Annotated in this window: 19 protein-coding genes; 6 read left to right on the top strand and 13 right to left on the bottom strand. The window is 69.0% G+C overall.

The window, feature by feature from the left end:
- Nucleotides 1–259: 259 nt before the first annotated feature.
- Entirely contained in the window at nucleotides 260–3,028 is a 2,769-nt protein-coding gene (locus Q3A80_RS20830; RefSeq protein WP_446330771.1) for a heavy metal translocating P-type ATPase, read from the top strand.
- A gap of 457 nt (nucleotides 3,029–3,485) precedes the next feature.
- On the opposite strand, the gene Q3A80_RS20835 is transcribed toward Q3A80_RS20830, so the two are convergent.
- The 3 genes from Q3A80_RS20835 to Q3A80_RS20845 all read right to left on the bottom strand — a co-directional run bounded on the left by Q3A80_RS20835 (nucleotide 3,486) and on the right by Q3A80_RS20845 (nucleotide 4,881).
- Nucleotides 3,486–3,965 (bottom strand): GNAT family N-acetyltransferase, encoded by a 480-nt coding sequence (locus Q3A80_RS20835; protein ID WP_446330772.1) that lies wholly within the window; start codon nucleotides 3,963–3,965, stop codon nucleotides 3,486–3,488.
- Between the two features lie 159 nt (nucleotides 3,966–4,124).
- Nucleotides 4,125–4,280, bottom strand: a complete 156-nt coding sequence (locus tag Q3A80_RS20840; protein WP_446330773.1) for a hypothetical protein — start codon at nucleotides 4,278–4,280, stop codon at nucleotides 4,125–4,127.
- A gap of 175 nt (nucleotides 4,281–4,455) precedes the next feature.
- Complete coding sequence (locus Q3A80_RS20845; RefSeq protein ID WP_446330774.1) at nucleotides 4,456–4,881, bottom strand: hypothetical protein; 426 nt, start codon at nucleotides 4,879–4,881, stop codon at nucleotides 4,456–4,458.
- Here Q3A80_RS20845 and Q3A80_RS20850 point away from each other — a divergent pair.
- A complete protein-coding gene (locus Q3A80_RS20850; protein WP_446330775.1) occupies nucleotides 4,880–5,914 on the top strand; it encodes a hypothetical protein in 1,035 nt (344 codons plus the stop codon). The two genes, Q3A80_RS20845 and Q3A80_RS20850, sit on opposite strands and share 2 nt — an antisense overlap.
- A 49-nt stretch (nucleotides 5,915–5,963) precedes the next feature.
- On the opposite strand, the gene Q3A80_RS20855 is transcribed toward Q3A80_RS20850, so the two are convergent.
- Entirely contained in the window at nucleotides 5,964–6,662 is a 699-nt protein-coding gene (locus Q3A80_RS20855; RefSeq protein ID WP_446330776.1) for an MgtC/SapB family protein, read from the bottom strand.
- Nucleotides 6,663–6,778: 116 nt separating this feature from the next.
- On the opposite strand from Q3A80_RS20855, the gene Q3A80_RS20860 reads away from it, so the two are divergent.
- Nucleotides 6,779–7,888, top strand: a complete 1,110-nt coding sequence (locus tag Q3A80_RS20860) for an AGE family epimerase/isomerase (protein WP_446330777.1) — start codon at nucleotides 6,779–6,781, stop codon at nucleotides 7,886–7,888.
- On the opposite strand, the gene Q3A80_RS20865 is transcribed toward Q3A80_RS20860, so the two are convergent.
- Nucleotides 7,861–9,495, bottom strand: a complete 1,635-nt coding sequence (locus tag Q3A80_RS20865; RefSeq protein WP_446330778.1) for a methyl-accepting chemotaxis protein — start codon at nucleotides 9,493–9,495, stop codon at nucleotides 7,861–7,863. The two genes, Q3A80_RS20860 and Q3A80_RS20865, sit on opposite strands and share 28 nt — an antisense overlap.
- Nucleotides 9,496–9,850: 355 nt before the next feature.
- Between Q3A80_RS20865 and Q3A80_RS20870 the strand changes: the two genes are divergently transcribed.
- Entirely contained in the window at nucleotides 9,851–10,294 is a 444-nt protein-coding gene (locus tag Q3A80_RS20870; RefSeq protein ID WP_096507802.1) for a PaaI family thioesterase, read from the top strand.
- Between the two features lie 71 nt (nucleotides 10,295–10,365).
- Here Q3A80_RS20870 and Q3A80_RS20875 read toward each other — a convergent pair whose 3' ends face one another.
- The 6 genes from Q3A80_RS20875 to prpB form a co-directional block, all read right to left on the bottom strand.
- On the bottom strand, nucleotides 10,366–10,512 hold the full coding sequence (locus Q3A80_RS20875; protein ID WP_446330779.1) for a hypothetical protein: 147 nt from the start codon (nucleotides 10,510–10,512) through the stop codon (nucleotides 10,366–10,368).
- Between the two features lie 4 nt (nucleotides 10,513–10,516).
- The gene (locus tag Q3A80_RS20880; RefSeq protein WP_446330780.1) at nucleotides 10,517–11,569 is read right to left on the bottom strand and encodes a CaiB/BaiF CoA transferase family protein; all 1,053 of its coding nucleotides are present in this window, start codon (nucleotides 11,567–11,569) and stop codon (nucleotides 10,517–10,519) included.
- A gap of 289 nt (nucleotides 11,570–11,858) precedes the next feature.
- Nucleotides 11,859–13,049 carry a 2-methylaconitate cis-trans isomerase PrpF gene (gene prpF, locus Q3A80_RS20885; protein ID WP_446330781.1) on the bottom strand — a complete coding sequence of 397 codons (1,191 nt, stop codon included), beginning with the start codon at nucleotides 13,047–13,049 and terminating at the stop codon, nucleotides 11,859–11,861.
- Nucleotides 13,050–13,169: 120 nt separating this feature from the next.
- Nucleotides 13,170–15,764: a Fe/S-dependent 2-methylisocitrate dehydratase AcnD gene (acnD, locus tag Q3A80_RS20890; RefSeq protein ID WP_446330782.1), complete on the bottom strand. Its 2,595-nt coding sequence runs from the start codon at nucleotides 15,762–15,764 to the stop codon at nucleotides 13,170–13,172.
- 80 nt (nucleotides 15,765–15,844) lie between these two features.
- Complete coding sequence (gene prpC / locus Q3A80_RS20895; RefSeq protein ID WP_446330783.1) at nucleotides 15,845–17,017, bottom strand: bifunctional 2-methylcitrate synthase/citrate synthase; 1,173 nt, start codon at nucleotides 17,015–17,017, stop codon at nucleotides 15,845–15,847.
- A gap of 111 nt (nucleotides 17,018–17,128) precedes the next feature.
- Nucleotides 17,129–18,022, bottom strand: coding sequence for a methylisocitrate lyase (gene prpB / locus Q3A80_RS20900; RefSeq protein ID WP_446330784.1), 894 nt, complete (start codon nucleotides 18,020–18,022; stop codon nucleotides 17,129–17,131).
- Between the two features lie 170 nt (nucleotides 18,023–18,192).
- Between prpB and prpR the strand changes: the two genes are divergently transcribed.
- Complete coding sequence (gene prpR, locus Q3A80_RS20905; protein ID WP_446330785.1) at nucleotides 18,193–20,184, top strand: propionate catabolism operon regulatory protein PrpR; 1,992 nt, start codon at nucleotides 18,193–18,195, stop codon at nucleotides 20,182–20,184.
- A 56-nt stretch (nucleotides 20,185–20,240) separates the two neighbouring features.
- Here prpR and Q3A80_RS20910 read toward each other — a convergent pair whose 3' ends face one another.
- Nucleotides 20,241–20,894, bottom strand: a complete 654-nt coding sequence (locus tag Q3A80_RS20910) for a CGNR zinc finger domain-containing protein (RefSeq protein ID WP_446330786.1) — start codon at nucleotides 20,892–20,894, stop codon at nucleotides 20,241–20,243.
- 251 nt (nucleotides 20,895–21,145) lie between these two features.
- Here Q3A80_RS20910 and Q3A80_RS20915 point away from each other — a divergent pair, with 251 nt between their 5' ends.
- Nucleotides 21,146–21,529, top strand: a complete 384-nt coding sequence (locus Q3A80_RS20915) for a VOC family protein (protein ID WP_446330787.1) — start codon at nucleotides 21,146–21,148, stop codon at nucleotides 21,527–21,529.
- A 195-nt stretch (nucleotides 21,530–21,724) separates the two neighbouring features.
- Here the strand turns inward: Q3A80_RS20915 and Q3A80_RS20920 are convergent, their stop codons facing one another.
- A complete protein-coding gene (locus Q3A80_RS20920; protein WP_446330788.1) occupies nucleotides 21,725–22,573 on the bottom strand; it encodes an ureidoglycolate lyase in 849 nt (282 codons plus the stop codon).
- Between the last annotated feature and the right edge of the window lie 364 nt (nucleotides 22,574–22,937).

Consider the following 22,937-nt stretch of genomic DNA (forward strand, 5'->3'; position numbering starts at 1 on the left):
CGGTATCATAGCGCCTAAGGGCATCCCCCAATATGCCGAATAACGGGTGGGAAGATAGCTGCCCCGTCGTCAGTGTCGAATTTCTGTGATTCGGCACCTGTCAGGCGGCAGCCCGCGTCCCGCGTGGGCTGCCCGGCGGGAAGCGAATGCCCCGTCCGTCGGCCCGTTCCGGATCGCATCGCGCCCTTGACCTTCCCATCATGGGAATGTTGATACTGGGAATATTCGCGGCACGAACCGCGCCTTTGGGGAATCCGACATGACTGAATCACTCGCGTCCGCGGGAGTGCAAACGACCGAACTCGATATCGACGGAATGACCTGCGCATCGTGCGTGTCGCGCGTCGAAAAGGCATTGGCGAAGGTGCCCGGCGTCACGCGGGCATCGGTGAACCTCGCGACCGAGCGCGCGACCGTCGACGCCACGCCCGGCGTTTCCGCGACGCAGCTCGCCGACGCCATCCGACAGGCAGGCTATGGCGCGACGCCCACCGGCCCCGCCGTCCAGCCGACGGCCCCCGCGAGCATCGAACTCGACATCGACGGGATGACCTGCGCATCGTGCGTGTCGCGCGTCGAGAAGGCACTGGCGAAGGTGCCGGGCGTCACGCGTGCGTCGGTCAATCTCGCGACCGAGCGCGCGACCGTCGACGCGGCGCCCGACGTTTCCGCGGCGCAACTGGCCGCAGCCGTGCAGCAGGCCGGCTATGGCGCAACGCCGGTCGCGGCCACGCCGGCCGCCGCTGGCGCCCCCGCGGCCTCGGCCGCCTCCACCGATCTCGAATTCGACATCGGCGGGATGACCTGCGCGTCCTGCGCCGGCCGCGTCGAGAAAGCGCTGGCGGCGGTGCCGGGCGTCGCGCGCGCGTCGGTCAATCTCGCGACCGAGCGGGCGTCCGTGCATGGCGCTGCGACGCTCGACGCCGCCGTGCTGATCGCGGCGGTCGCGACGGCCGGCTACCGCGCATCGGTCGCCGCCGCTCCGGATGCCGGCGCCGCGACCGCCGCCCCCCGCGCCACCGGTCCGGCGCCAAGCGCCGACGCGCGCAAGCGCCGCGAAGCGGTCCGCGAACGCAATCTCGTGATCGGCTCGGCGGTGCTGAGCGCACCGCTCGTCGCACCGATGCTCGTCGCGCCGTTCGGTGTCGACGCGATGCTCAACGGCTGGCTGCAACTGGTGCTCGCGTCGATCGTCCAGTTCGGTTTCGGCGCGCGTTTCTACCGCGCGGCGTGGCATGCGGTGAAGGCGCGCACCGGCAACATGGACCTGCTCGTCGCGCTCGGCACGTCGGCCGCGTTCGGCCTGAGCCTGTGGATGCTGTTGCGCGACCCCGCCCACCCGGGGCACCTGTACTTCGAGGCATCGGTCGTCATCGTCACGCTGGTGCGCTTCGGCAAATGGCTCGAAGCGCGCGCGAAACGCCAGACGACCGAGGCGATCCGCGCGCTCAATGCGCTGCGCCCGGACCGGGCACGCGTCGTCGAGCACGGCGTCGAGCGCGACGTGCCGCTCGCGCAGGTGCGCGTCGGCACGACCGTCAGCATTCGTCCCGGCGAACGCGTGCCCGTCGACGGCCGGATCGTGTCGGGCCGCTCGCACGTCGACGAATCGCTGATCACCGGCGAAAGCCTGCCGGTGCCGAAGGACGACGGCGATCCGGTCACGGCCGGCTCGATCAACGGCGAAGGTGCGCTCGTCGTCGAAACCACCGCGATCGGCGCCGAGACGACGCTCGCGCGCATCATCCGCCTCGTCGAATCCGCGCAGGCGGAGAAGGCGCCGATCCAGCGGCTGGTCGATCGCGTCAGCGAAGTGTTCGTGCCGGCGATCCTCGGCATCGCCGTGCTGACGCTGATCGGCTGGCTGATCGCCGGCGCCGGCACCGAAACGGCGATCCTCAACGCGGTCGCGGTGCTCGTCATCGCCTGCCCGTGCGCGCTCGGCCTCGCGACGCCCGCCGCGATCATGGCCGGCACCGGCGTCGCCGCGCGCCACGGCGTGCTGATCAAGGACGCGCAGGCGCTGGAACTCGCGCAGCGCACGACCGTGATCGCATTCGACAAGACCGGCACGCTGACCGAAGGCAAGCCGTCCGTGACGGCGTTCGACGCCGTCGGCATCCCGCGGGAGCAAGCGCTCGCGCTCGCGGCCGCGGTCCAGCGGCAGAGCGATCATCCGCTCGCGCGGGCCGTGGTCGCCGCGTACGATGCGGACGTCGCCGGGCGGGCCGGCAGCGGCGCCGGTTCGGCCAGTGCAGTCGTCGCGACCGATGGCCGCGCGGTGGCCGGACGCGGCGTCGAAGCGCGCGTCGACGGACAGCTTCTCGCGCTCGGCAGCACGCGCTGGCGCGATGAACTCGGAGTCGCCGTGCCTTCCGGACTCGATGCGCGCGCCGCGGAGCTCGAGCGCGCAGGCAACACGATCTCGTGGCTGATGCGCGCCGATGCGCCGCGCGCGGCGCTCGCGCTGATCGCGTTCGGCGACACCGTGAAGCCCGGTGCGCGCGACGCGATCGCGGCGCTGTCGGCGCGCGGCGTCGCGAGCGTGCTCGTGACGGGCGACAACCGCGGCAGTGCGGCGGCCGTCGCGGCGTCGCTCGGGATCGACGAAGTGCACGCGCAGGTGCTGCCCGACGACAAGGCGCGCGTGGTGGCCGAACTGAAGCGCACGCACGGCGGCATCGTCGCGATGGCCGGCGACGGAATCAACGATGCGCCCGCGCTCGCCGCGGCCGACGTCGGGATCGCGATGGCGACCGGCACCGACGTCGCGATGCATACGGCCGGCATCACGCTGATGCGCGGCGATCCGGCGCTCGTCGCCGATGCGATCGACATCTCGAAGCGGACCTACCGGAAGATCCAGCAGAACCTGTTCTGGGCGTTCGTCTACAACCTGATCGGCGTGCCGCTCGCGGCGTTCGGCTGGCTGAACCCGGTGATCGCGGGAGCGGCGATGGCGTTCTCCAGCGTCAGCGTCGTCACGAACGCGTTGCTGCTGCGGCGATGGAAAGGCCACGCGCGGTGATGCGGGGGCGCGGGGGCCGGGATGTCCGACAGGCGTACGGCGTTTGCCATATCGGCGTTGCTGATGGTGCGGTGGGAAGACCGCGCGCGGTGATGCGCGGCTGCGCGCCGGAACGTCCGATGGCCGTCCGGCGCTTGTCATATCGGTGTGGCTGCTGCATCGATGGAAAGGTCGCGCACGCCGATGCGGCCCGCGCGGCGGACTGTCTGACGGGCGTCCGGCGTTCGTCATATCGGCGTTGCCGCTGCGCCGGTGGAAAGGCGACGCGCGCTGACGCGGGCCGTGGCGCGCGCCCGAACCTCCGATGGCCGTCCGGCGCTCGTCATATCGAGAATAGGGAAATTCACGGCGCTTGCCGGGCCGCATTGTGCACGTGCCGGCCTGGGCTTCAGCCCCCCGCATCGAGCAGCGGATCGGCAAGCCGCGGCGCGCTACGCCGACGTACGCTCGAATGGCATCAGCCCTGAACGACCGGCTTGATGAGCGTCGTCGTGATCGGTACGAAGCCGCAGGCCCGATAGAGCGCACGTGCAGCCGTGTTGTGATTGAACACCGACAGCCCGATCTCCGTGACGCCATGACGGCGGGCCTCCGCCTCGAGCGCATCGAGCGCACGCGTGGCCCAGCCCTGGCGGCGCCGGGACGGGACGATGTCGAGGTCGTAGATGAACAGCGTGCGGTTCGGCCCTTCGGCCACGATCGCGTACCAGAGATCGCCGACCGTATCGCCGGTGGCGGCGTCGATCAGCTGGACGAGTGTCTGGCCCGCGGTGAGCAGACCGTCGGGCAGCAGCGTATCGAAGCAGGCGCCGGCGCGGCCCGCTGCGTCGTCGATCGCGTTCTGACCGGATGACACGAGGTCGCGCGCGTAGCCGTCGATGGCGCGCGTGCGGTATGCATGGAATTCGCCGGCCGTCATCGGCCGCATCTGCAGCATGGCCCGGGGGTCGCGAGGGAAGTCGAACTTCCAGTGTAGCGGGACGGTCGCACCGGCGCGCGATGCGACGGCGGAAAACGGACCGGCAGGTGCGGCGAGCGCCGCGGCGAATCAGCGAATCAGCGAATCAGCGAATCAGCGAATCAGCGAATCAGCGAATCAGCGACGGTACAGGACGATCGGCACGAGGTTCGCACGACGCATGCGCTCGACTTCCGCGTGACGCGCGGCGTACGAATAGTCCGCGTCGAGCGGCAGGTGCGGGGAGACGAACAGGTCGTCGATCTTTTGCAGCAGGGCGAGAATGAAGCTCATGTGAGACTCCTGACAGATGGCGCTAGGGTTTTCCCTTAGATGAGCTCCATTCTAAGGGTTTTCCCTGAATTCTGCCAGCCTGCCGCATCAGTTTGCCGCACCCACGGGGCCGTCAGACGACGCCATAACCTGACGCTCCTTGCCCGGCGGGACGCCCCAAGTAGGGTCGGACTATTTAGCGGGTACGACGCACGCGCTTCGCGGCCGCTGCGTCGCGGTTCGCATTGCGCTGGAGCCGGTCGACCTGCGACAGCAGCGCCTCGTGGTGTTCCGCGAGCGTCATCAGGGTCGCCTGCTGCGTCGACAGATCGGCCGCGAGCCGGTCGATCCGCTGTTGCCGGACGTCCAGCTCCTGTTTCAGGTGCGCGATTTGCCGCGTTTGCAGCACCAGCGCGACCAGCCCCGCGAACACGACGATCGCCAGCGCCAGCAGCAGCCGGTTGACGCGGCGCATCTCGCGATCGGCCGCCTGTTTGATGCCGGCCGTCTCGGCCTGCAGCGCGCCGAGCCGATCGGACAGCGGACGCAGATGGGTGTCGGGATCGAAGGCCGGCGAAGTCGGCACAGCCGGTTGCGCACGATCGACGGACGGCTTCGTCATGAAAGAGGCCGCGGAAGCCATCGGCGGCACGGAGGGCGACACCGGCGCTGCTGCTCGCGTCGCATCGCCGGCGTTCGTCGAAATGGCGGCGACGGTAGGTTCGGACGGTTCAACCGACGCCCGCCGCTCCGCGGACGGCGCAATGTGCTCGGTCGTCGCCGAAGCCGAAGCCGAAGCCGGCTCCAGCTTCGCACCAACCGCGCCCGCGTCCGGCGTGCCGCGAACCGCTGCCGCTTCGCGAGCACCGCTCGCCGCTCGCCGCTTGCCGCCCGACGATGCGCGACGCCCCTTCGGGGTCGCGCCGGGCGTCCGCGCTGCTTCAGCGCGTTTGTCCCGCGTATCGGCACCTTCCGCTTCGCTGTCGGACTTCACGGGCCGATCGCCGGCGACCGCGCCGACCGCACCGGCAACCGCCGTCGCGCTCAGCGCCGCGAACCCGTCATGCGTTACCGCACCGTCGACGGTTTCCGACACGCTACCGGCCTTCGCGTTCGCGCTGTCGATGTCGGGCTCGCCGATCGCAATCGCACCGACGCTCGCGGGTTGCTGCGCGTCGGCCGCCTTCATTGCGGCGGCATCGAACGCGCGCACGACATCCGCGTCCGTCACATCGTCATGTCCCGGTATCGATCCGGATTCCGCCGATACGGCAACGTCATCGTCCTGCTCCCGCGCTGCAACGGGCGCGCCGAACCCGTCGAGCGTCGCCTGCCGTCCGGCGTCCTCGCTGTCGGCCGTGGCCGCTACCGCCTGCACGTCCGCCAGCGTGTCGTCACGCGCGACACCCGGCGCACGCGCGGCCGGCTCGAACACCGGATCGCCGAACAGGTCGAGCGTGCGTTCGTCGCGCAGCGCATCGCCGGCCGGCGCATGGGCGGGCCGCGCGGATGCGTTGGCGGCGGTATCCGCGGCGGCCGCGGCCGAGCGCGGACGCGAACGGTCGGAACGGGAACGAGGCAGGGAAACGGATTCGGTCATGGAGTCGGATTACAGGCCAGCGAACGCGGAACCGGATGTCGAACGGAATCGGTGACCGGCCATTGTCGCATGACCGATCGCCGATCCGGCCGGTCGGATGCCGTCTATTCGTCGCCCGGCGCGCCGTCGCCGTCGTCGAAGCGCGTCACGCACGGCAGCGCGCGCAGCTTGTCGCAGATCGCGCGATATTCGAGATCGGACACGCGCGCGAGTGCGATACGCACCTCGTCGTGCTCACCCGTGTCGTCGGCGCGCTGCACGATGAACTGCTTCACGCGCGCGCTGTCGGGGCCGAGCGCCGCATGCAGCGAATCGAACGTCAGCGCGCCGCCCACCACGGTCAGCGTGAACTGGCGGCGCTGGCGAACCGTGAAGTAGCGGCGCTCGAGCGGCTTGATGCCGGCGAGGATGATCAGGATGATGATCGTCGCGGAAATCGACGCGACATAGAGGCCGCCGCCCACCGCGAGACCGATCGCGGCGACCGACCACAGGCTCGCGGCCGTCGTCAGTCCGCGGACGATCTCGCCGCGCAGCAGGATCGAACCCGCGCCGAGGAAACCGATGCCCGACACGACCTGCGCGGCGATCCGCGACGGATCGAGCACGATGTGGTCGCTGCGCCCGAGCACGTCGGCGAAACCGAACGCCGACACGATCATGATGAGCGTCGAGCCGACGCAGACCAGCATGTGCGTGCGCAGGCCGGCCGCCCATGAAAGACGCTCGCGCTCGAAGCCGATGACGCTGCCGAGCGCCGCCGCGAGAACCAGCCGCATCACGAGTTCCAGGTTGCTGAGCATCGGATTTATCTCCTTTTTTTTGGTGCCGGCGCTGCGGAATGTTTTATCCTTGGCCTCGGTCGCGCCGATCCTCCGGGCCGCGCCGACACGTTTCGATCCAAGCGCACAACCCCGTCATGTCCGTTTCCGACTCCGCTCCCGCCCAGGCCGCTCAATTGCGCGACCATTTTGCGCACGTCATCTTGCCGATCTGGCAGGGTTCAGGGTTCGACCACACGCTGCGACTGCCGTTCGAGGCCGTCGATCCGGCCACTCACGCACCGCTGCCCGTCACCCGTTATCGCGCAATGGCGTGCGCACGGCAACTGTTCGTGTTCGCGCAGGCCGGCCATGCCGCGCACGCGGCCACGCTGTTCGACTCGCTGTGCAGCCGCTTCCGCGACCCGGTCCACGGCGGGTGGTTCTATAGCGTCGACGCACAAGGCGCGCCGCTCGACACGACGAAAGACCTGTATACGCATGCGTTCGTCGTGTTCGCGTGCGCCGCATGGCATGCGGCGTCGGGCGACGCCGCCGCGCGGACGGTCGCGGAGGACACCGCCGCACTGATCCAGGACCGCTTCGCGCGCCAGCCGGGCGATGCGCTGCTCGATGCCGCGCGTCACGCCGATTTCTCGCCGTCGGGCAGCGGCGCGCTGCAGAACCCGCTGATGCACCTGACCGAAGCGTGGCTCGCCGCCGCCGACGCGTTCGGCGACGCGGCGTTCGACGATGCGCTCGCGCGCACCGCGCAGGCCGTCGAGCGCACGTTCGTCGATCCGGCGACCGGGTGCGTCGCCGAGCTGCCGCTCGGGGCGGCCGGCAACCGCTTCGAGCCCGGCCATCAGTTCGAATGGTTCTACCTGGTCGACGCGGCCGGCGCGCGGCTCGCGCAAACCGGGCTGCCCGGCGCGCTGGCGCGCGCGTTCGCGTTCGCGGAACGGCACGGCATCGATCCGCAGACGGGCGCCGTGTGCGCGGCGCTCGACACGCAAGGCACGTGCATCGACGGCACGCAGCGGATCTGGGCGCAGACCGAATACCTGCGCGCGCTCGCGACGCACGGCGGCACGCCGGTGTCCGCACCGCTCGCGCGGCAGATCGAGCGCTTCGCCGCGCGCTTCCTGCATCCGCGCGGCTGGTTCGAGTGCAAGGCGGCAGACGGGCAGGTATCGCGCGCGGACATGCCGTCGACGACGCCCTACCACCTCGCGACCGCCTACGCGGCGCTGCCCGCCGTTTCGTAACCGGCACCGGCGTCGGCAAACGACGACGACGCGCGCGCGTCGCGCGCACCGCGTCCGCTGCGCGCATCGCCCAGTTCGAACACCGATACCGCCTGCATCAGGTGCGCGGTCTGCTCGTTCAGCGACGCGGCCGCCGCCGCGACTTCCTCCACCAGCGCCGCGTTCTGCTGCGTCAGCTGATCCATCTGCGTGACGGCCTGATTCACCTGTTCGATGCCGACGCTCTGCTCGACCGACGCGGCCGTGATCTCCGACATCGTCTGCACGACGCGCGTGATCGACGCCGAGACCGTCCGCATCGCGTCCCCGGCGCGCTCGACCAGCTCCGAGCCGCCGTCGATCTGCGCGACCGATTCCTCGATCAGCGCCTTGATCTCCTTCGCCGATTGCGCGCTGCGCTGCGCGAGCGAGCGCACTTCGCCGGCCACCACCGCGAAGCCGCGGCCCTGCTCACCCGCGCGCGCGGCTTCGACCGCCGCGTTCAGCGCGAGGATATTGGTCTGGAACGCGATGCCGTCGATCACCGAAATGATCTCCGCGATCCGCCCGGAGCTCTGCGCGATGCCGCGCATCCGGTCGATCACGCTGTCCACGACGCCGCCGCCGTGACGTGTCGCGTCGAGCGCCGCGTCGGCCAGCGCGCTGGCGGCGCGCGCGCTGTCGGTGTTCTGGCGGACGGTCGCGGTCAGTTCCTCCATGCTCGCGGCCGTTTCCTCGAGCGACGCGGCCTGCGTGCCGGTGCGCGCGGACAGGTCCGCGTTGCCGCCGGCGATCTCGCCCGCACCGAGGTGGATCGCGTCGGACGCGTGACGCACGGTACGCACGGTGTCCGCGATGCTCGCCTGCATCGCGGCGAGGCCGCGCAGCATCCGGTCGATTTCGAACACGCCGCCCGCCCGCACGGCTTCGTCGAGCCGGCCTTGCGCGATCCGCTCGAAATGGCGGCCGGCTTCGTCGAGCGGCGCGACTACCGCGCGCCGCGCGGCCGCGTAAATGGCAGCACTCGCCGCGAGCATCGCCACCAGCAGCACGATGCCGACCCACTTGAACCACTGGATGCCGCCGTCGATCGTGTCGAGCGCGGCGCGGCTCGATGCACCGCCGTAGTCCGCAAAACGATGCAGTTCGGCGATGTACGCGTCCTGGAAGCCCTGCGTCGGCTGATCGAGGAACGCCTGGATGTTGTCGGCGTCGAGGAACTGCACGAGTTCGCCGAGCGCGCCGCGCAGCGCGCGATAGCGCTCGGCGAGCGCCGCGACGCGCGCGCGGTTGGTTTCGTCGACGGCGTGCGCGGCCGTCAGCGACGCGAACGCCTTGTCCGCTTCGGCAAGCGAAGCGCTGGCATGGCGGATGATGTCGTCGGGCTTCGGGCCGCCGCGGACCATCCGCGTGCCGGCACGCGACAGGTTCACGCGCGCGTCGAGCAGGCGTTCGGTGGCCTGGCTCGCCGCGTCGACCTGCGCGATCGCGACGTTCGACAGATCGTCGACGCCGCTGCGCGTCGACGCGAGCGCCCAGAAGCCGAGCGCCTCGATCGCGACCAGAAAGAGGCAAAACACGGTCAACACGCCGAGCAGACCCGACGCGAGCTTGATTTTTCCGAACATGGGGAAGATTTCCTGGAGAGCCGACGATGGTGCAATGGGGGAATGCCCCGGCATTAGCGGCATTTCTTCGTCGGACTTTAGGGACGCCCGGTTAGGGACGCCCGGTCAGGGGCACCCGGCTAGGGACGCCCGGCTTGGGGCCCGTTGGGGCTACCGGCCGCGGCCGTACGAACAAGACCCGCTGCCCCGTCATTCCTGTCGAATCGCCGCCGAACGAGGACAACTCCGACGTTCGACGCAATAATCGCATCACATCGCGCCGGCAATTGCACGAAAAGCGGTCGAATTTCCTTGCTTATCCGCAGCCCCCTTCCTAGAGTTCAGCGCAAGCGGACACGCATTGCGAGGCAACTCGATGACGGACATCACGGATCACGCGCGCGGCGCATTGCGCGCGCAACCGTTCAGCATGTTGCTGGGCACGCAGTTGATGCATATCGGCGACAACGAGGTTTCGCTGTGCCTGCCGGTGCGCGAAGAACTGCGGCAGCAGCACGGTTTCGTGCACGGCGGCGTGATCGGCTATCTCGCCGACAACGCACTGACGTTCGCCGGCGCGCTCGTGCTCGGCCCGCGCGTGATCACCGCCGAATACAAGATCAATTACCTGCGGCCGGCCGTGAACGGTACGCTCGTCGCGCGCGCGAAGGTCGTCTACGCGGGCCGGCACCAGGCGACCTGCCAGTGTCACGTGTTCGTCATCGACGGCGATCACGAGCGGCTCGTCGCGATCGCGCAAGGCACGATCAATCGTGTCGGCGACGGGAAGATGCCGGATGCGCCGGAGGAAACGGCGTGAATTGTGCCGGGCCCGGCACGCCGATGAGCGCGTGACCGGCGACCAGTCATGCAACATCGCACCAGCCGGATCTAACGCTTCATCGCGGCAAGATGGACGGCGTCGCGATCACGGCGACGCACTGCAACGACCAGCACGATCATTTCCGCATCGCCAAGTTTGGTGCTTTTTCGTCGTCGCGCCGCCCCGAATCGCGGGCTGCGGATCGATGCGGACACGGATCTATTCCGCTCCATCGGCCTTCAACGGCATGAACCGCGGCGCCACGCGCGCACGAATGTTGCCATTCGCATCGGTGCGGTAAATGCCGCGCGCCGCATTGTGTGGATGCTCCGCCGCGCCGGTCACGCTCAGCACGGGCGCGAAGCACGCGTCGGTCCCTTCGAGCAGCGCGCGCCAGTGCGCGGACGGCTGCTGCGCGAACACATCGGCGAAACGCGCCTTCAGCGCCGGCCAGCGCGCGCGATCGTACTGCGCTGCCGGATCGAGATCGGTCAAACCGAGCCGCTCGACCAGCAGCGCATAGAACGGCGGCTCGAGCGCGCCGATCGTCACATGCTCGCCGTCCGCGCAGCGATACACGTCGTAGAACGGCGCGTCGTGGAACAGGCTCGGCTGCACGCCGTCGAGCTGTCCGTTCGCACGCGCCCACAGCGCGAGCGAGCCGAGCATCGACACGATGTCGACGATTGCACCGTCGACCACGCGCCCCGGGCCGCCGCCGCGCACGTCGAACAGCGCGCAGACGATTCCGAATGCAAGCCCGAGCGCGCCGCCGGCGTCGCCGACGACGGTTGGCGGCACGCCGGGTCGTCCGTCGCACGGCGCGGACAACGACAGCAGCCCTGTCAGCGCCACGTAGTTCAGGTCGTGTCCGGCGGCCGACGCGAGCGGGCCATCCTGGCCCCAGCCGGTCATGCGTCCGTACACGAGCTTCGGATTGGCGCGTGCGCAATCGTCCGGACCGAGGCCGAGGCGCTCCATCACGCCGGGCCGCAGGCCTTCGACCAGCGCGTCGGCCTGTGCGATCAGCGCGAGCGCCGCGTCGCGGCCGGCCGCGGTTTTCAGATCGAGTTCGACGATCGTCTTGCCTTCGCGCAGCAGGTCGCCGTCGCGGGCCTGCAATGCATCGGGTGCGCTCGTGCGGCCGGCCGGGCGTGTGATCAATGTGATCCGCGCGCCCATGCCGGCGAGCATCCACGCCGCGAGCGGACCGGGGCCGAGACCTTCGAATTCGACGATATGGACGCCGGACAGCGGGACACCAAGCGACATACGGTTCTCCTGTCGACCCCTGTTAGCGCTTTAGCGCTTACAGGGGTCCCATGCTTCGCGGTCGGCCTACGTTGGCGCTTCAGCGCTTACGCAAGGCCCCATGCTTCGCAGTCGCCCCCGTTGGCGCTTCAGCGCTTACGCAAGGCCCGATACTTCGCGATCACCCCGCATCGGCCCTTCATCACCGACGCATGCATCAACGAAAAATCCCTGCACAGCGCGGATCGCCGTGCAGGGATCGCTTGCTGTTCACCGCTGCCGGTTCACAGCGCGGCAGCCGCGACGCGGATCAGAACGCATCCCCCGGCACCCGCACCCAGCCTTCCATCAGCACGCGCGCGCTGCGGCTCATGATCGCCTTCGTGACGGTCCACTCGCCGTTCTCGAGCCGCGCCTCCGCGCCGACGCGCAGCGTGCCCGACGGATGTCCGAAACGTACCGCGTTGCGCTCGCCGCCGCCCGCCGCAAGATTGACGAGCGTGCCGGGGATCGCCGCGGCCGTGCCGATCGCGACCGCCGCCGTGCCCATCATCGCGTGGTGGAGCTTGCCCATCGACATCGCGCGCACCAGCAGGTCGACGTCGCCCGCATTCACGCGCTTGCCGCTCGACGCGACATAGTCGGCCGGCTTCGCGACGAACGCGACCTTCGGCGTGTGCTGACGCGTCGCGATCTCGTCGAGCGTGTCGATCAGCCCCATCCGCAATGCGCCGTGCGCGCGGATCGTCTCGAACTTCTCGAGCGCCTTCGCATCGCCGTTGATCGCGTCCTGCAGCTCGGTGCCCGTGTAGCCGATCGCTTCAGCCTCGACGAAGATGGTCGGGATCCCGGCGTTGATCATCGTCGCCTTCAGCGTGCCGATGCCCGGCACCGCGAGATCGTCGACGAGGTTGCCGGTCGGGAACATCGACCCGCCCGCGCCCTCTTCCTCGGCGGCCGGGTCCATGAACTCGAGCTGCACTTCGGCAGCCGGGAACGTGACGCCGTCCAGTTCGAAGTCGCCCGTCTCCTGCACCGCGCCGTTCGTGATCGGCACGTGAGCAACGATCGTCTTGCCGATGTTCGCCTGCCAGATCCGCACGGTCGCGACGCCGTCGCGCGGCACGCGCGACGCATCGACGAGGCCGCCGCTGATCGCGAACGGCCCGACCGCCGCCGACAGGTTGCCGCAGTTGCCGGTCCAGTCGACGAATGCCTTGTCGATCGCGACCTGCCCGAACAGGTAGTCGACGTCGTGACCGGGCCGCGTGCTCTTCGACACGATCACGGTCTTGCTGGTGGACGACGTCGCGCCGCCCATCCCGTCGATCTGCTTGCCGTACGGATCGGGGCTGCCGATCACGCGCAGCAGCAGCGCGTCGCGCGCGGCGCCCGGCGTCTGCGCGGCGTCCGGCAGGTCCTGCAGCCGGAAGAACACGCCCTTGCTGGTGCCGCCGCGCAGGTAGGTCGCGGGAATCCTGATTTGAGGAATGTGAGCCATGTCTGTGTTGTCCTGTCGACCGGCGCCTGCGCTCGCGCGCCGGCGCCGGTCCCATGCAAAGCCATATGACGACGGGCGATACACGCATGCACCGCCCGGCTTCGACGGATCAGCGCGCCGTCACGCCGCCTGCGACGATTCGAGGAAGTCCTGCGCGAAACGCTGCAGCACGCCGCCCGCGTCGTAGATCGACACTTCCTCGGCCGTATCGAGCCGGCACGTCACCGGCACTTCCACGCGCTCGCCGTTCCTGCGATGAATCACGAGCGTGAGATCGGCGCGCGGCGTACGCTCGCCGATCACGTCGAAGGTCTCGGTGCCGTCGATGCCGAGCGTCGTCCGGTTGGTGCCCGGCTTGAACTCGAGCGGCAGCACACCCATCCCGATCAGGTTCGTGCGGTGGATCCGCTCGAACCCTTCGGCGACGATCGCCTCGACACCCGCGAGCCGCACACCCTTCGCGGCCCAGTCGCGCGACGAGCCCTGGCCGTAGTCGGCACCGGCGATCACGATCAGCGGCTGCTTGCGATTCATGTACGTCTCGATCGCTTCCCACATCCGCATCACCTTGCCGTCCGGCTCGACGCGCGCGAGCGAGCCCTTCTTCACCGCGCCGTCGACGACCGCCATCTCGTTGACGAGCGTCGGGTTCGCGAAGGTCGCGCGCTGCGCGGTCAGGTGGTCGCCGCGGTGCGTCGCGTACGAGTTGAAGTCCTCTTCCGGCAGGCCCATCTTCGCGAGGTACTCGCCGGCCGCGCTGCTCGCGAGAATCGCGTTCGACGGCGACAGGTGGTCGGTCGTGATGTTGTCGCCGAGCACGGCGAGCGGCCGCATGCCCTTCAGCGTGCGCTCGCCGGCCAGCGCGCCTTCCCAGTACGGCGGACGGCGGATATACGTGCTCTGCGGGCGCCAGTCGTACAGCGGCGCCGCGCGCTCGCCCGCGTCGGCGGTGCGCGCGAACATCGGTTCGTACACCTTGCGGAACTGCTCCGGCTTCACGCTCGATGCAACGATCGCGTCGATCTCCTCGTCGGTCGGCCAGATGTCCTTCAGCGTGACGGGCTTGCCGTCCCGGTCGTGGCCGAGCACGTCCTTCTCGATGTCGAAGCGGATCGTGCCGGCGATCGCATACGCGACGACGAGCGGCGGCGACGCAAGGAACGCCTGCTTCGCATACGGATGGATGCGGCCGTCGAAATTGCGGTTGCCGGACAGCACGGCGGTCGCGTACAGGTCGCGGTCGACGATTTCCTGCTGGATCTTCGGATCGAGCGCGCCCGACATCCCGTTGCAGGTCGTGCACGCGAACGCGACGATGCCGAAGCCGAGCTTCTCGAGTTCGGGCAGCAGGTTCGCTTCTTCCAGATACAGCTCGACCGCCTTCGAGCCCGGCGCGAGCGAGCTCTTGACCCACGGCTTGCGCGTGAGGCCCTTCGCGTTCGCGTTGCGCGCGAGCAAGGCGGCAGCGATCACGTTGCGCGGGTTGCTGGTGTTCGTGCAGCTCGTGATCGCGGCGATGATCACCGCGCCGTCGGGCATCTCGCCCGGCTTCTCTTCCCACTGGCCGGCGATCCCGCGGGCGGCCAGATCGGACGTCGGCAGCCGCTTGTGCGGGTTCGACGGGCCGGCCATGTTGCGCACGACGCTCGACAGGTCGAACGTCAGCGTGCGCTCGTATTGCGCGTTGTTCAGCGTGTCGGCCCACAGGCCCGCCGTCTTCGCGTAGGTCTCGACGAGCTTCACCTGCTCGTCGCTGCGGCCGGTGAGGCGCAGGTAGTCGGTCGTCTGGCCGTCGATGAAGAACATCGCGGCCGTCGCGCCATATTCGGGCGCCATGTTCGAGATCGTCGCGCGGTCGCCGAGCGTCAGGCTCGCCGCCCCTTCGCCGCGGAATTCCAGATACGCGCCGACCACCTTCTCCTTGCGCAGGAACTCGGTCAGCGCGAGCACGATGTCGGTCGCGGTGATGCCGGGCTGGCGCTTGCCGGTCAGCTCGACGCCGACGATGTCGGGCAGCCGCATCCACGACGCGCGGCCGAGCATCACGTTCTCCGCCTCCAGCCCGCCGACGCCGATCGCGATCACGCCGAGCGCGTCGACGTGCGGTGTGTGGCTGTCGGTGCCGACGCAGGTGTCCGGGTACGCGACGCCATCCTGCGCCTGGATCACCGGCGACATCTTCTCCAGGTTGATCTGGTGCATGATGCCGTTGCCCGGCGGGATCACGTCGACGTTCTCGAACGACTGCTTCGTCCATTCGATGAAGTGGAAGCGATCCTCGTTGCGGCGATCCTCGATCGCGCGGTTCTTCGCGAACGCGTCCGGATCGAAGCCGCCGCATTCGACGGCGAGCGAGTGGTCGACGATCAGCTGCACGGGCACGACCGGGTTCACCTTGGCCGGGTCGCCGCCGCGCTCCGCGATCGCGTCGCGCAGGCCCGCGAGATCGACGAGCGCCGTCTGGCCGAGGATGTCGTGGCACACCACGCGCGCCGGAAACCACGGGAAGTCGCGTTCGCGCTTGCGCTCGACGATCTGCTTCAGCGACTCGGCGAGGATCGCCGGATCGCAGCGCCGCACGAGGTTTTCGGCGAGCACGCGCGACGTGTACGGCAGCGTGTCGTATGCGCCGGGGGCGATCGCGTCGACCGCGGCACGCGCGTCGAAGTAGTCCAGCGACGTGCCGGGCAGGGGTTTGCGGTAGGCGGTATTCATGATGTGGGGCGGAATTCGGGGTGAAACGTTGCGCGCGCCCGGCGGCCCGCATCACGGGCGCCGGTGCGCGCGGCCGGCGATCAGCGCTTTTCGATCGGCACGAACTGCAGGTCTTCCGGACCGGTGTAGTTCGCGCTGGGGCGGATGATCTTGTTGTCGATGCGCTGCTCGATGATGTGCGCGCTCCAGCCGGACGTGCGCGAGATCACGAACAGCGGCGTGAACATCGCGGTCGGCACACCCATCATGTGATACGACACGGCGCTGAACCAGTCGAGGTTCGGGAACATCTTCTTCGCGTCCCACATCACCGATTCCAGCCGCTCGGCGATGCCGTACAGCTTCAGGTCGCCCGCTTCCTTCGACAGCTTGTGCGCGACGCCCTTGATCACCTTGTTGCGCGGATCGGAGATCGTGTAGACCGGGTGGCCGAAGCCGATCACGACTTCCTTGTTCTCGACGCGGCGGCGGATGTCGGCTTCGGCATCGTCCGGCGAGCTGTAGCGGCTCTGGATTTCGTACGCGACTTCGTTCGCGCCGCCGTGCTTCGGCCCGCGCAGCGCGCCGATCGCGCCGGTGATCGCCGAGTAGATGTCCGAGCCCGTGCCCGCGATCACGCGGCCGGTGAACGTCGATGCGTTGAATTCGTGCTCCGCGTACAGGATCAGCGACGTATGCATCGCGTCGACCCACGACTTCGACGGCGTCTTGCCGTGCAGCAGGTGCAGGAAGTGGCCGCCGATCGAGTCGTCGTCGGTTTCCGTCTCGATGCGCTTGCCGTTGTGCGAGAAGTGATACCAGTACAGCAGCATCGAGCCGAGCGACGCCATCAGGCGGTCGGCGATGTCGCGCGCGCCCGGCAGGTTGTGATCGTCCTTCTCCGGCAGCACGGTGCCGAGCACCGACACGCCGGTGCGCATCACGTCCATCGGATGAGCGGAAGCCGGGATCTGCTCGAGCGCGGCCTTCAGCGCGCTCGGCAGGCCGCGCAGCGCGCGCAGCTTGGTCTTGTACGCGGCCAGTTCGGTCAGGTTCGGCAGCGTGCCGTGCACGAGCAGGTGCGCGATTTCCTCGAACTCGCACGATTCGGCGACGTCGAGAATGTCGTAGCCGCGGTAGTGCAGGTCGTTGCCGGTCTTGCCGACCGTGCACAGCGCCGTGTTGCCGGCCGTCACGCCCGACAGCGCCACCGACTTCTTCGGCTTGAATGCGCCTGCGGCGGCCGGTGCTGCTGCGTCTTTCGTCTCGCTCATGTTTCCGTTCTCCAATGGGGATCAATCTCGGCCGGCGCCGGCGCTTCGGCGGCGCATGGCTCCGGCTTCATGCAAGGCGTCCCGGGAAGCGTGTCCCGGCGCGCGGACACGTTACTTCTTGCCCTGCGCGAACAGTTCGTCGAGCTTGCGTTCGTATTCGTGATAGCCGAGGAAGTCGTACAGCTCGGCGCGGGTCTGCATCGTCGGTACCGCGGCCTTCTGCGTGCCGTCGCGGCGCAGCGTTTCGTAGAAATTCAGCGCGGCCTTGTTCATCGCGCGATACGCGCCGCAGCAATACAGCGCGATGTCGACGTTCGCCTCGCGCAGTTCGTCGACCGTAAACAGCGGCGTCGAGCCGAACTCGGTCAGGTTCGCGAGGATCGGCACCTTCACCGCGGCCTTGAAGCGGCGGTAGTCGTCGAGCGTCTTCATCGCTTCGGGGAAGATCATGTCCGCGCCGGCTTCCACATACGCGATCGCGCGCTCGATCGCCGCGTCGATCCCTTCGGCGGCGGCCGCGTCGGTGCGGGCCATGATTACGAACTGGTCGTCGGTGCGCGCATCGACCGCGGCCTTCACGCGATCGACCATTTCGGCGGTCGGCACGACTTCCTTGCCCGGACGGTGGCCGCAGCGCTTCTGGCCGACCTGGTCCTCGATGTGGACCGCCGCGACGCCCGCGTTGATGAACGAGCGGACCGTGCGCGCGATGTTGAACGCGCCGCCCCAGCCCGTATCGATGTCGACCAGCAGCGGCAGGTCGGTTGCGTTGGTGATCCGGCTCGCGTCGATCAATACGTCTTCCATCGTGCTGATGCCGAGATCGGGGATCCCGAGCGAATTCGCCGCGACGCCGCCGCCCGACAGGTAGACGGCCTTGAAGCCGACGGCCTGCGCCATCTTGGCCGCATACGCGGTGATCGCGCCGACCACCTGCAGCGGCTGCTCGGCCGCGACTGCCGCGCGAAACTTCGCGCCGGCGCTCTGAAGATGCGTGTTGCTCATGAACGGCCTCCTGAAGGAACGACCATTAACAGCAAGGACCGGGCCAGCCTGCGAAACGCCGCTAACCCACTGATTCTTAAGTAACCGGCGCGCGCGGCGTTTCGCCCGCCGATTTCAATTCGGCAATTTCGTGTTTCAAAAATGAAATCCTGCGCGCATAATCGGTCGCCATGGACCTCTCCTCGACCAAGCCCGTCGGCCCCGCCGACCGAACGGTGCGCCCGCGTATCTGGGCCATGGGCATCAGCCGCCTGCGCGAACTGTTTCGCGAGATCGCCGGCGAATTCGACGAACGCGCCGACGTGCGGATCGTCACGCGCGCGTACGAAGACGCGCTGAGCGCGATCGCGGAGGCCGGCACCGCGCGGCCCGACGTGATCGTCGCGGCCGGCTCGAACGGCGGCTTCCTGAAAACGCGTGCGCAGGTGCCGGTGGTGGTCGTGTCGCCGACCGGCTTCGATGTGATGCAGGCGCTCGCGCGCGCCCGCCGCGACGCGTCGCGGATCGCGCTCGTGAGCGCCGGCGAGACGCCGCCCGAAGTGCGCCGCTTCGTCGCCGCGTACGGCCTCGACGTGCAGTTTGCGTCATATCAGTCCGCGCAGGAAGCGGAAGCCTGCGTGCACGACCTGCACGACCGCGGCATCGAGACGATCGTCGGCCCCGGCCTCGTCACCGATCTCGCGGCGAGCGCCGGCATGGGCGCGGTGTTCCTGTATTCGCACGCGTCGGTGCGCAAGGCGGTCGAAACCGCGCTCGAAGTCGCGTACGCGACGCACGCCGAGGCGTTTCGCCGCCAGCGGCTCGACAACCTGCTGCAGCACCTGCGCGACGGCGTGGTCGCGCTCGATGCGCGCGGCCGCGTCGAAGCGATCAACGAGCGGCTCGCGTCGGCGCTCGGGGTCGAGCCTGCGGCGGCCGTCGGCCGCGCGCTCGTCGATCTGCGTCCGGAGTTGCGCACGCTGCGCGGCGAGGACGGCGACGCGCTCGCGACCGTGCGCGGCGTGCGCTACGTCGTGCATCGCGGGCCGCTCGTCGATCGCGGCGTCACGTCGGGCAGCGTGCTGACGTTTCAGGAGTCGCGTGCGGTCGAACGGCTCGACCGTGCGCTGCGCTCGCAGCCGACCACGCAGCAGTTCGCAGCGCGCTACGCGCTCGACGACGTGGTCGGCGCATCGGCGCCGATGACGCGCGTGCGCGACCTGGTGCGCCGCTACGCGAAATCCGACGCGACCGTGCTCGTGCTCGGCGAAAGCGGCACCGGCAAGGAGATGATCGCGCAGAGCCTGCATGCGCTGTCCGCGCGGCGCAGCTATCCGTTCGTCGCGGTCAACTGCGGCGCGTTTCCGGAAGCGCTGCTCGAGAGCGAGTTGTTCGGCTACGAGGAAGGCGCGTTCACCGGCGCGCGGCGCGGCGGCAAGACCGGGCTGTTCGAGGCCGCGCACCGCGGCACGCTGTTTCTCGACGAAATCGGCGAAATGCCGCCGTCGCTGCAAAGCCGGCTGCTGCGCGTGCTGCAGGAACGCGAGGTGATCCGCCTCGGCTCGACCGAGCCGATCCGCATCGACGTGCGCGTGATCGCCGCGACGCACCGGCCGCTGCTCGCGGCCGTCGAGGCCGGCACGTTCCGTGCGGACCTGTATTACCGGCTCAACATCCTGAACATCGGCCTGCCGCCGCTGCGCGAGCGCGCCGCCGACATCCCGGCGCTCGCGGCCACGCTGCTCGTACAGGCCGCACGGCGCGAGCCGCGGCTCGCCGAACGCGTGCGCGAGGTCGGCGATGCGATGCGCGTGCTCGACGCGACGCAGACGACGCTCGCGCGGTATCGCTGGCCCGGCAACGTGCGGGAACTGCAGAACGTCGTCGAGCGGATCGCGGTGGAACTGGCCGAGGAAGTCGACGAGCGCGACCCGGACGCCGCTTGCCCCATGCTCGCGGCCGATGCGCTGCAGGCGATCGCGCCCGAACTGTTCGCGGCCGCGCCTGATGCGCTCGATGCGACCGAGGCCGGCGACGCGCGCACGCTCCATGCGCGCCGCCGCTGCGCGGAAGCCGACGAGATCCGCGCGGTGCTCGACGCGTGCGGCGGCGACCGCGATCGCGCGTGCGCGATGCTCGGCATCAGCAAGACGACGCTGTGGCGAAAGCTGTCGGCGAAATAGATTCGGCGGGCGGGATTCGGACGATGGCAATGTGACGCGCAGGCCGCGCGTTGCCGTCAACCGGCCTTGTGATAATGGCGATATGCCTTCGCGCGGTTCCCGCACGACGACATCGAGCACCAGCGGCGGCTGCCGTTCTTGCTGTCGTCGATGAACAGCCACTGGCATGCGTCGTTCGCGCAGCGCTTGACCTTCGCGAGCCGCGCGCCGCCCAGCAGGTCGGTCGCCGACCACAGCACCGGGCTCAGCAGCCGCGCGAGCGATGCGTCCGCTTCCGGGATCCGCCATGCGTAGGCGCCGTCGATCCGCGCGAGCGCGACGCGCGGCGCCGCTTCCGCGAGGAAACCGCCGAGCAGCACGAGATCGTCGGGCTGCGGCTCGCGCCGCTCGGCCTGCGCATGAAACAGCCGATACAGCGCCTCGCGCAACGCGAGCGCGCGGGCCAGCATCGTTGGCTCGTCACCCTGCTCCTTCCCGTTTTCATGTCCGAGACATGCGTCGGCCAGGCGCGCCGGCACGCCCGCCTGCTCGCGGCACCACGCGAACAGGTCGGCGAGCGTGCCGAAGGTCTCCGTCGGCGCGTCGGCACCACGCCAGTACAGCGTATTCGCGAAATCGATGCTCAATGTTTCGGACGGTGCCGGAATCAGGCAGTCCGACGTGACGGAAGGTTGCGTTTTGCTCATGACGCGATCGTATCTAACCACCATGCCGGTTGACAAGCGTCAGGACGGTTTCTAACATAACCAGCATGGTGGTTAAGAATGGTGCGTCGCACTGGCGTCCCCGTCGGTTCAACGAGCCACAGATGAACGATCGCCTTTCCTGCGAAGTTGTCCACACCGTCCGCACCCGCGGATTCGACGACAGCACGCGCGGCGCGCTGCGTTACAAGCTGGCGGCATGGTGTGGGTAGGCAGTTTGCTGCGTTGACGTCCCCTCTCAGTTCAAGGAGCCACAGATGATCGATCACCTTTCCTTCGGCGTTGCCCACATCGACCGCAGCCGTGCGTTCTACGACAACACGCTCGGTGCGCTTGGCTACAAGCGGCTGCACAGCGACGACGGTTCACTCGGCTACGGCACCACCGAACCGGTGCTGTGGCTGCAGCACGCGAAGCGCCCGGTCGTCGCCGATCCGGAGTCGGGGCTGCACGTGTCGTTCCGCGCGGCGTCGCCGGTCGAAGTCGATGCGTTCTACCGCGCCGCGCTGCAGCATGGCGGTCGCGACAATGGCGGGCCGGGCAAACGCGAGCAATACGGTCCTGGCTATTACGCGGCGTTCGTCGTCGATCCCGACGGCTATCGGATCGAAGCGCATTGCGAGCTGGACAACGTCGTCTGATCTGCGAAGTGCGGATTGGATGAACGACGAGAGCCCGATTCCGCATTGCGCGGAATCGGGCTCTCGTCTTTTAGTGAATCGGTGGCAGGTTCGCGACGGCCGCCGTCGCGAAGCATCCGACGCGATTGCTGCGCTCGCTCAGCGGGCCGGGCGGTGCGGCAGGTTCGCGGCCGATAGCACGCGCCGCGCCGGCGCCTACCGCGCGTTGCGGGTGCTCTGCAGTTGCTCGCCGAGGCCCTCGATCCCGAGCCGCACCATCTGACCGGCCTTCAGGAACACCGGCGCGGGTTTGATGCCCATCCCGACGCCCGGCGGCGTGCCGGTCGTGATCACGTCGCCCGGTTGCAGCGTCATGCAGGTCGACAGATAGGCGATCAACTGCGCGACGGTGAACACCATCGTGCGCGTGTTGCCGTTCTGATAGCGGTGGCCGTCGATTTCGAGCCACAGGTCGAGGCGCTGCGGATCGGGCACCTCGTCGCGCGTGACGAGCCACGGGCCGATCGGGCCGAACGTGTCGAAGCCCTTGCCCTTGTCCCATTGGCCGCCGCGCTCGATCTGCCATTCACGCTCGGACACGTCGTTGACGACGCAGTAACCGGCGACGTGATCGAGCGCGCGGGCTTCGTCGACGTCCTTGCAGGTCGTGCCGATCACGACGCCCAGCTCGACTTCCCAGTCCGTCTTCACCGAGCCCTTCGGGATCTCGATGCCGTCGTTCGGGCCGCAGATCGAACTCGTCCATTTGCCGAATACCACCGGCTCCTTCGGCACCGGCATGCCGGCCTCGGCCGCGTGGTCGGCATAGTTCAGACCAATGCCGATGAATTTGCCGACGCGTCCGACGCACGCGCCGATGCGCGGCTCGCCGGGCACGAGCGGCAGCGTGGCCGGATCGAGCGCCCGCAGGCGCGCAAGACCGGCGTCGGACAGCGCGTCGCCGGCAAGATCCGGCACGTGGGCGGACAGATCGCGAATCCGGCCATCCGCGTCGAGAATACCGGGCTTTTCCTGGCCGGACGGGCCATAGCGAAGCAGTTTCATCGTGCTCAACCTCTGTTGTCGAATGTGACAGGATACCGGCCGACGCGGCCGCTGACGGCCACGCGCCGGACTGAATATCGATCGTCGATGACGCGCGTCGGCGCCGTATCCGGCAGGCCGTTCGACGCGCGAGGCTCGCGCAGGCGCAGCGATCGCGGCGCCGCACCGGAGTGCGACGCGCATCGAACGGGCGGCCGCCGGTCTGCGCATCGGCGACGACGGCCCGGCATTCGCGCAACGTGCCGGCCTCTGCCGGCCGGCTTCGCGCGCGGCCGCGCCGTCGTTGGCCCGCCGCTCTTTGTACCATCGGCGCCGCGCCGTGAAATGGCGCGCGACGGATACCGACTATTGGTGCGCCTGCAGG

Source organism: Burkholderia sp. SR8, from assembly GCF_052851275.1.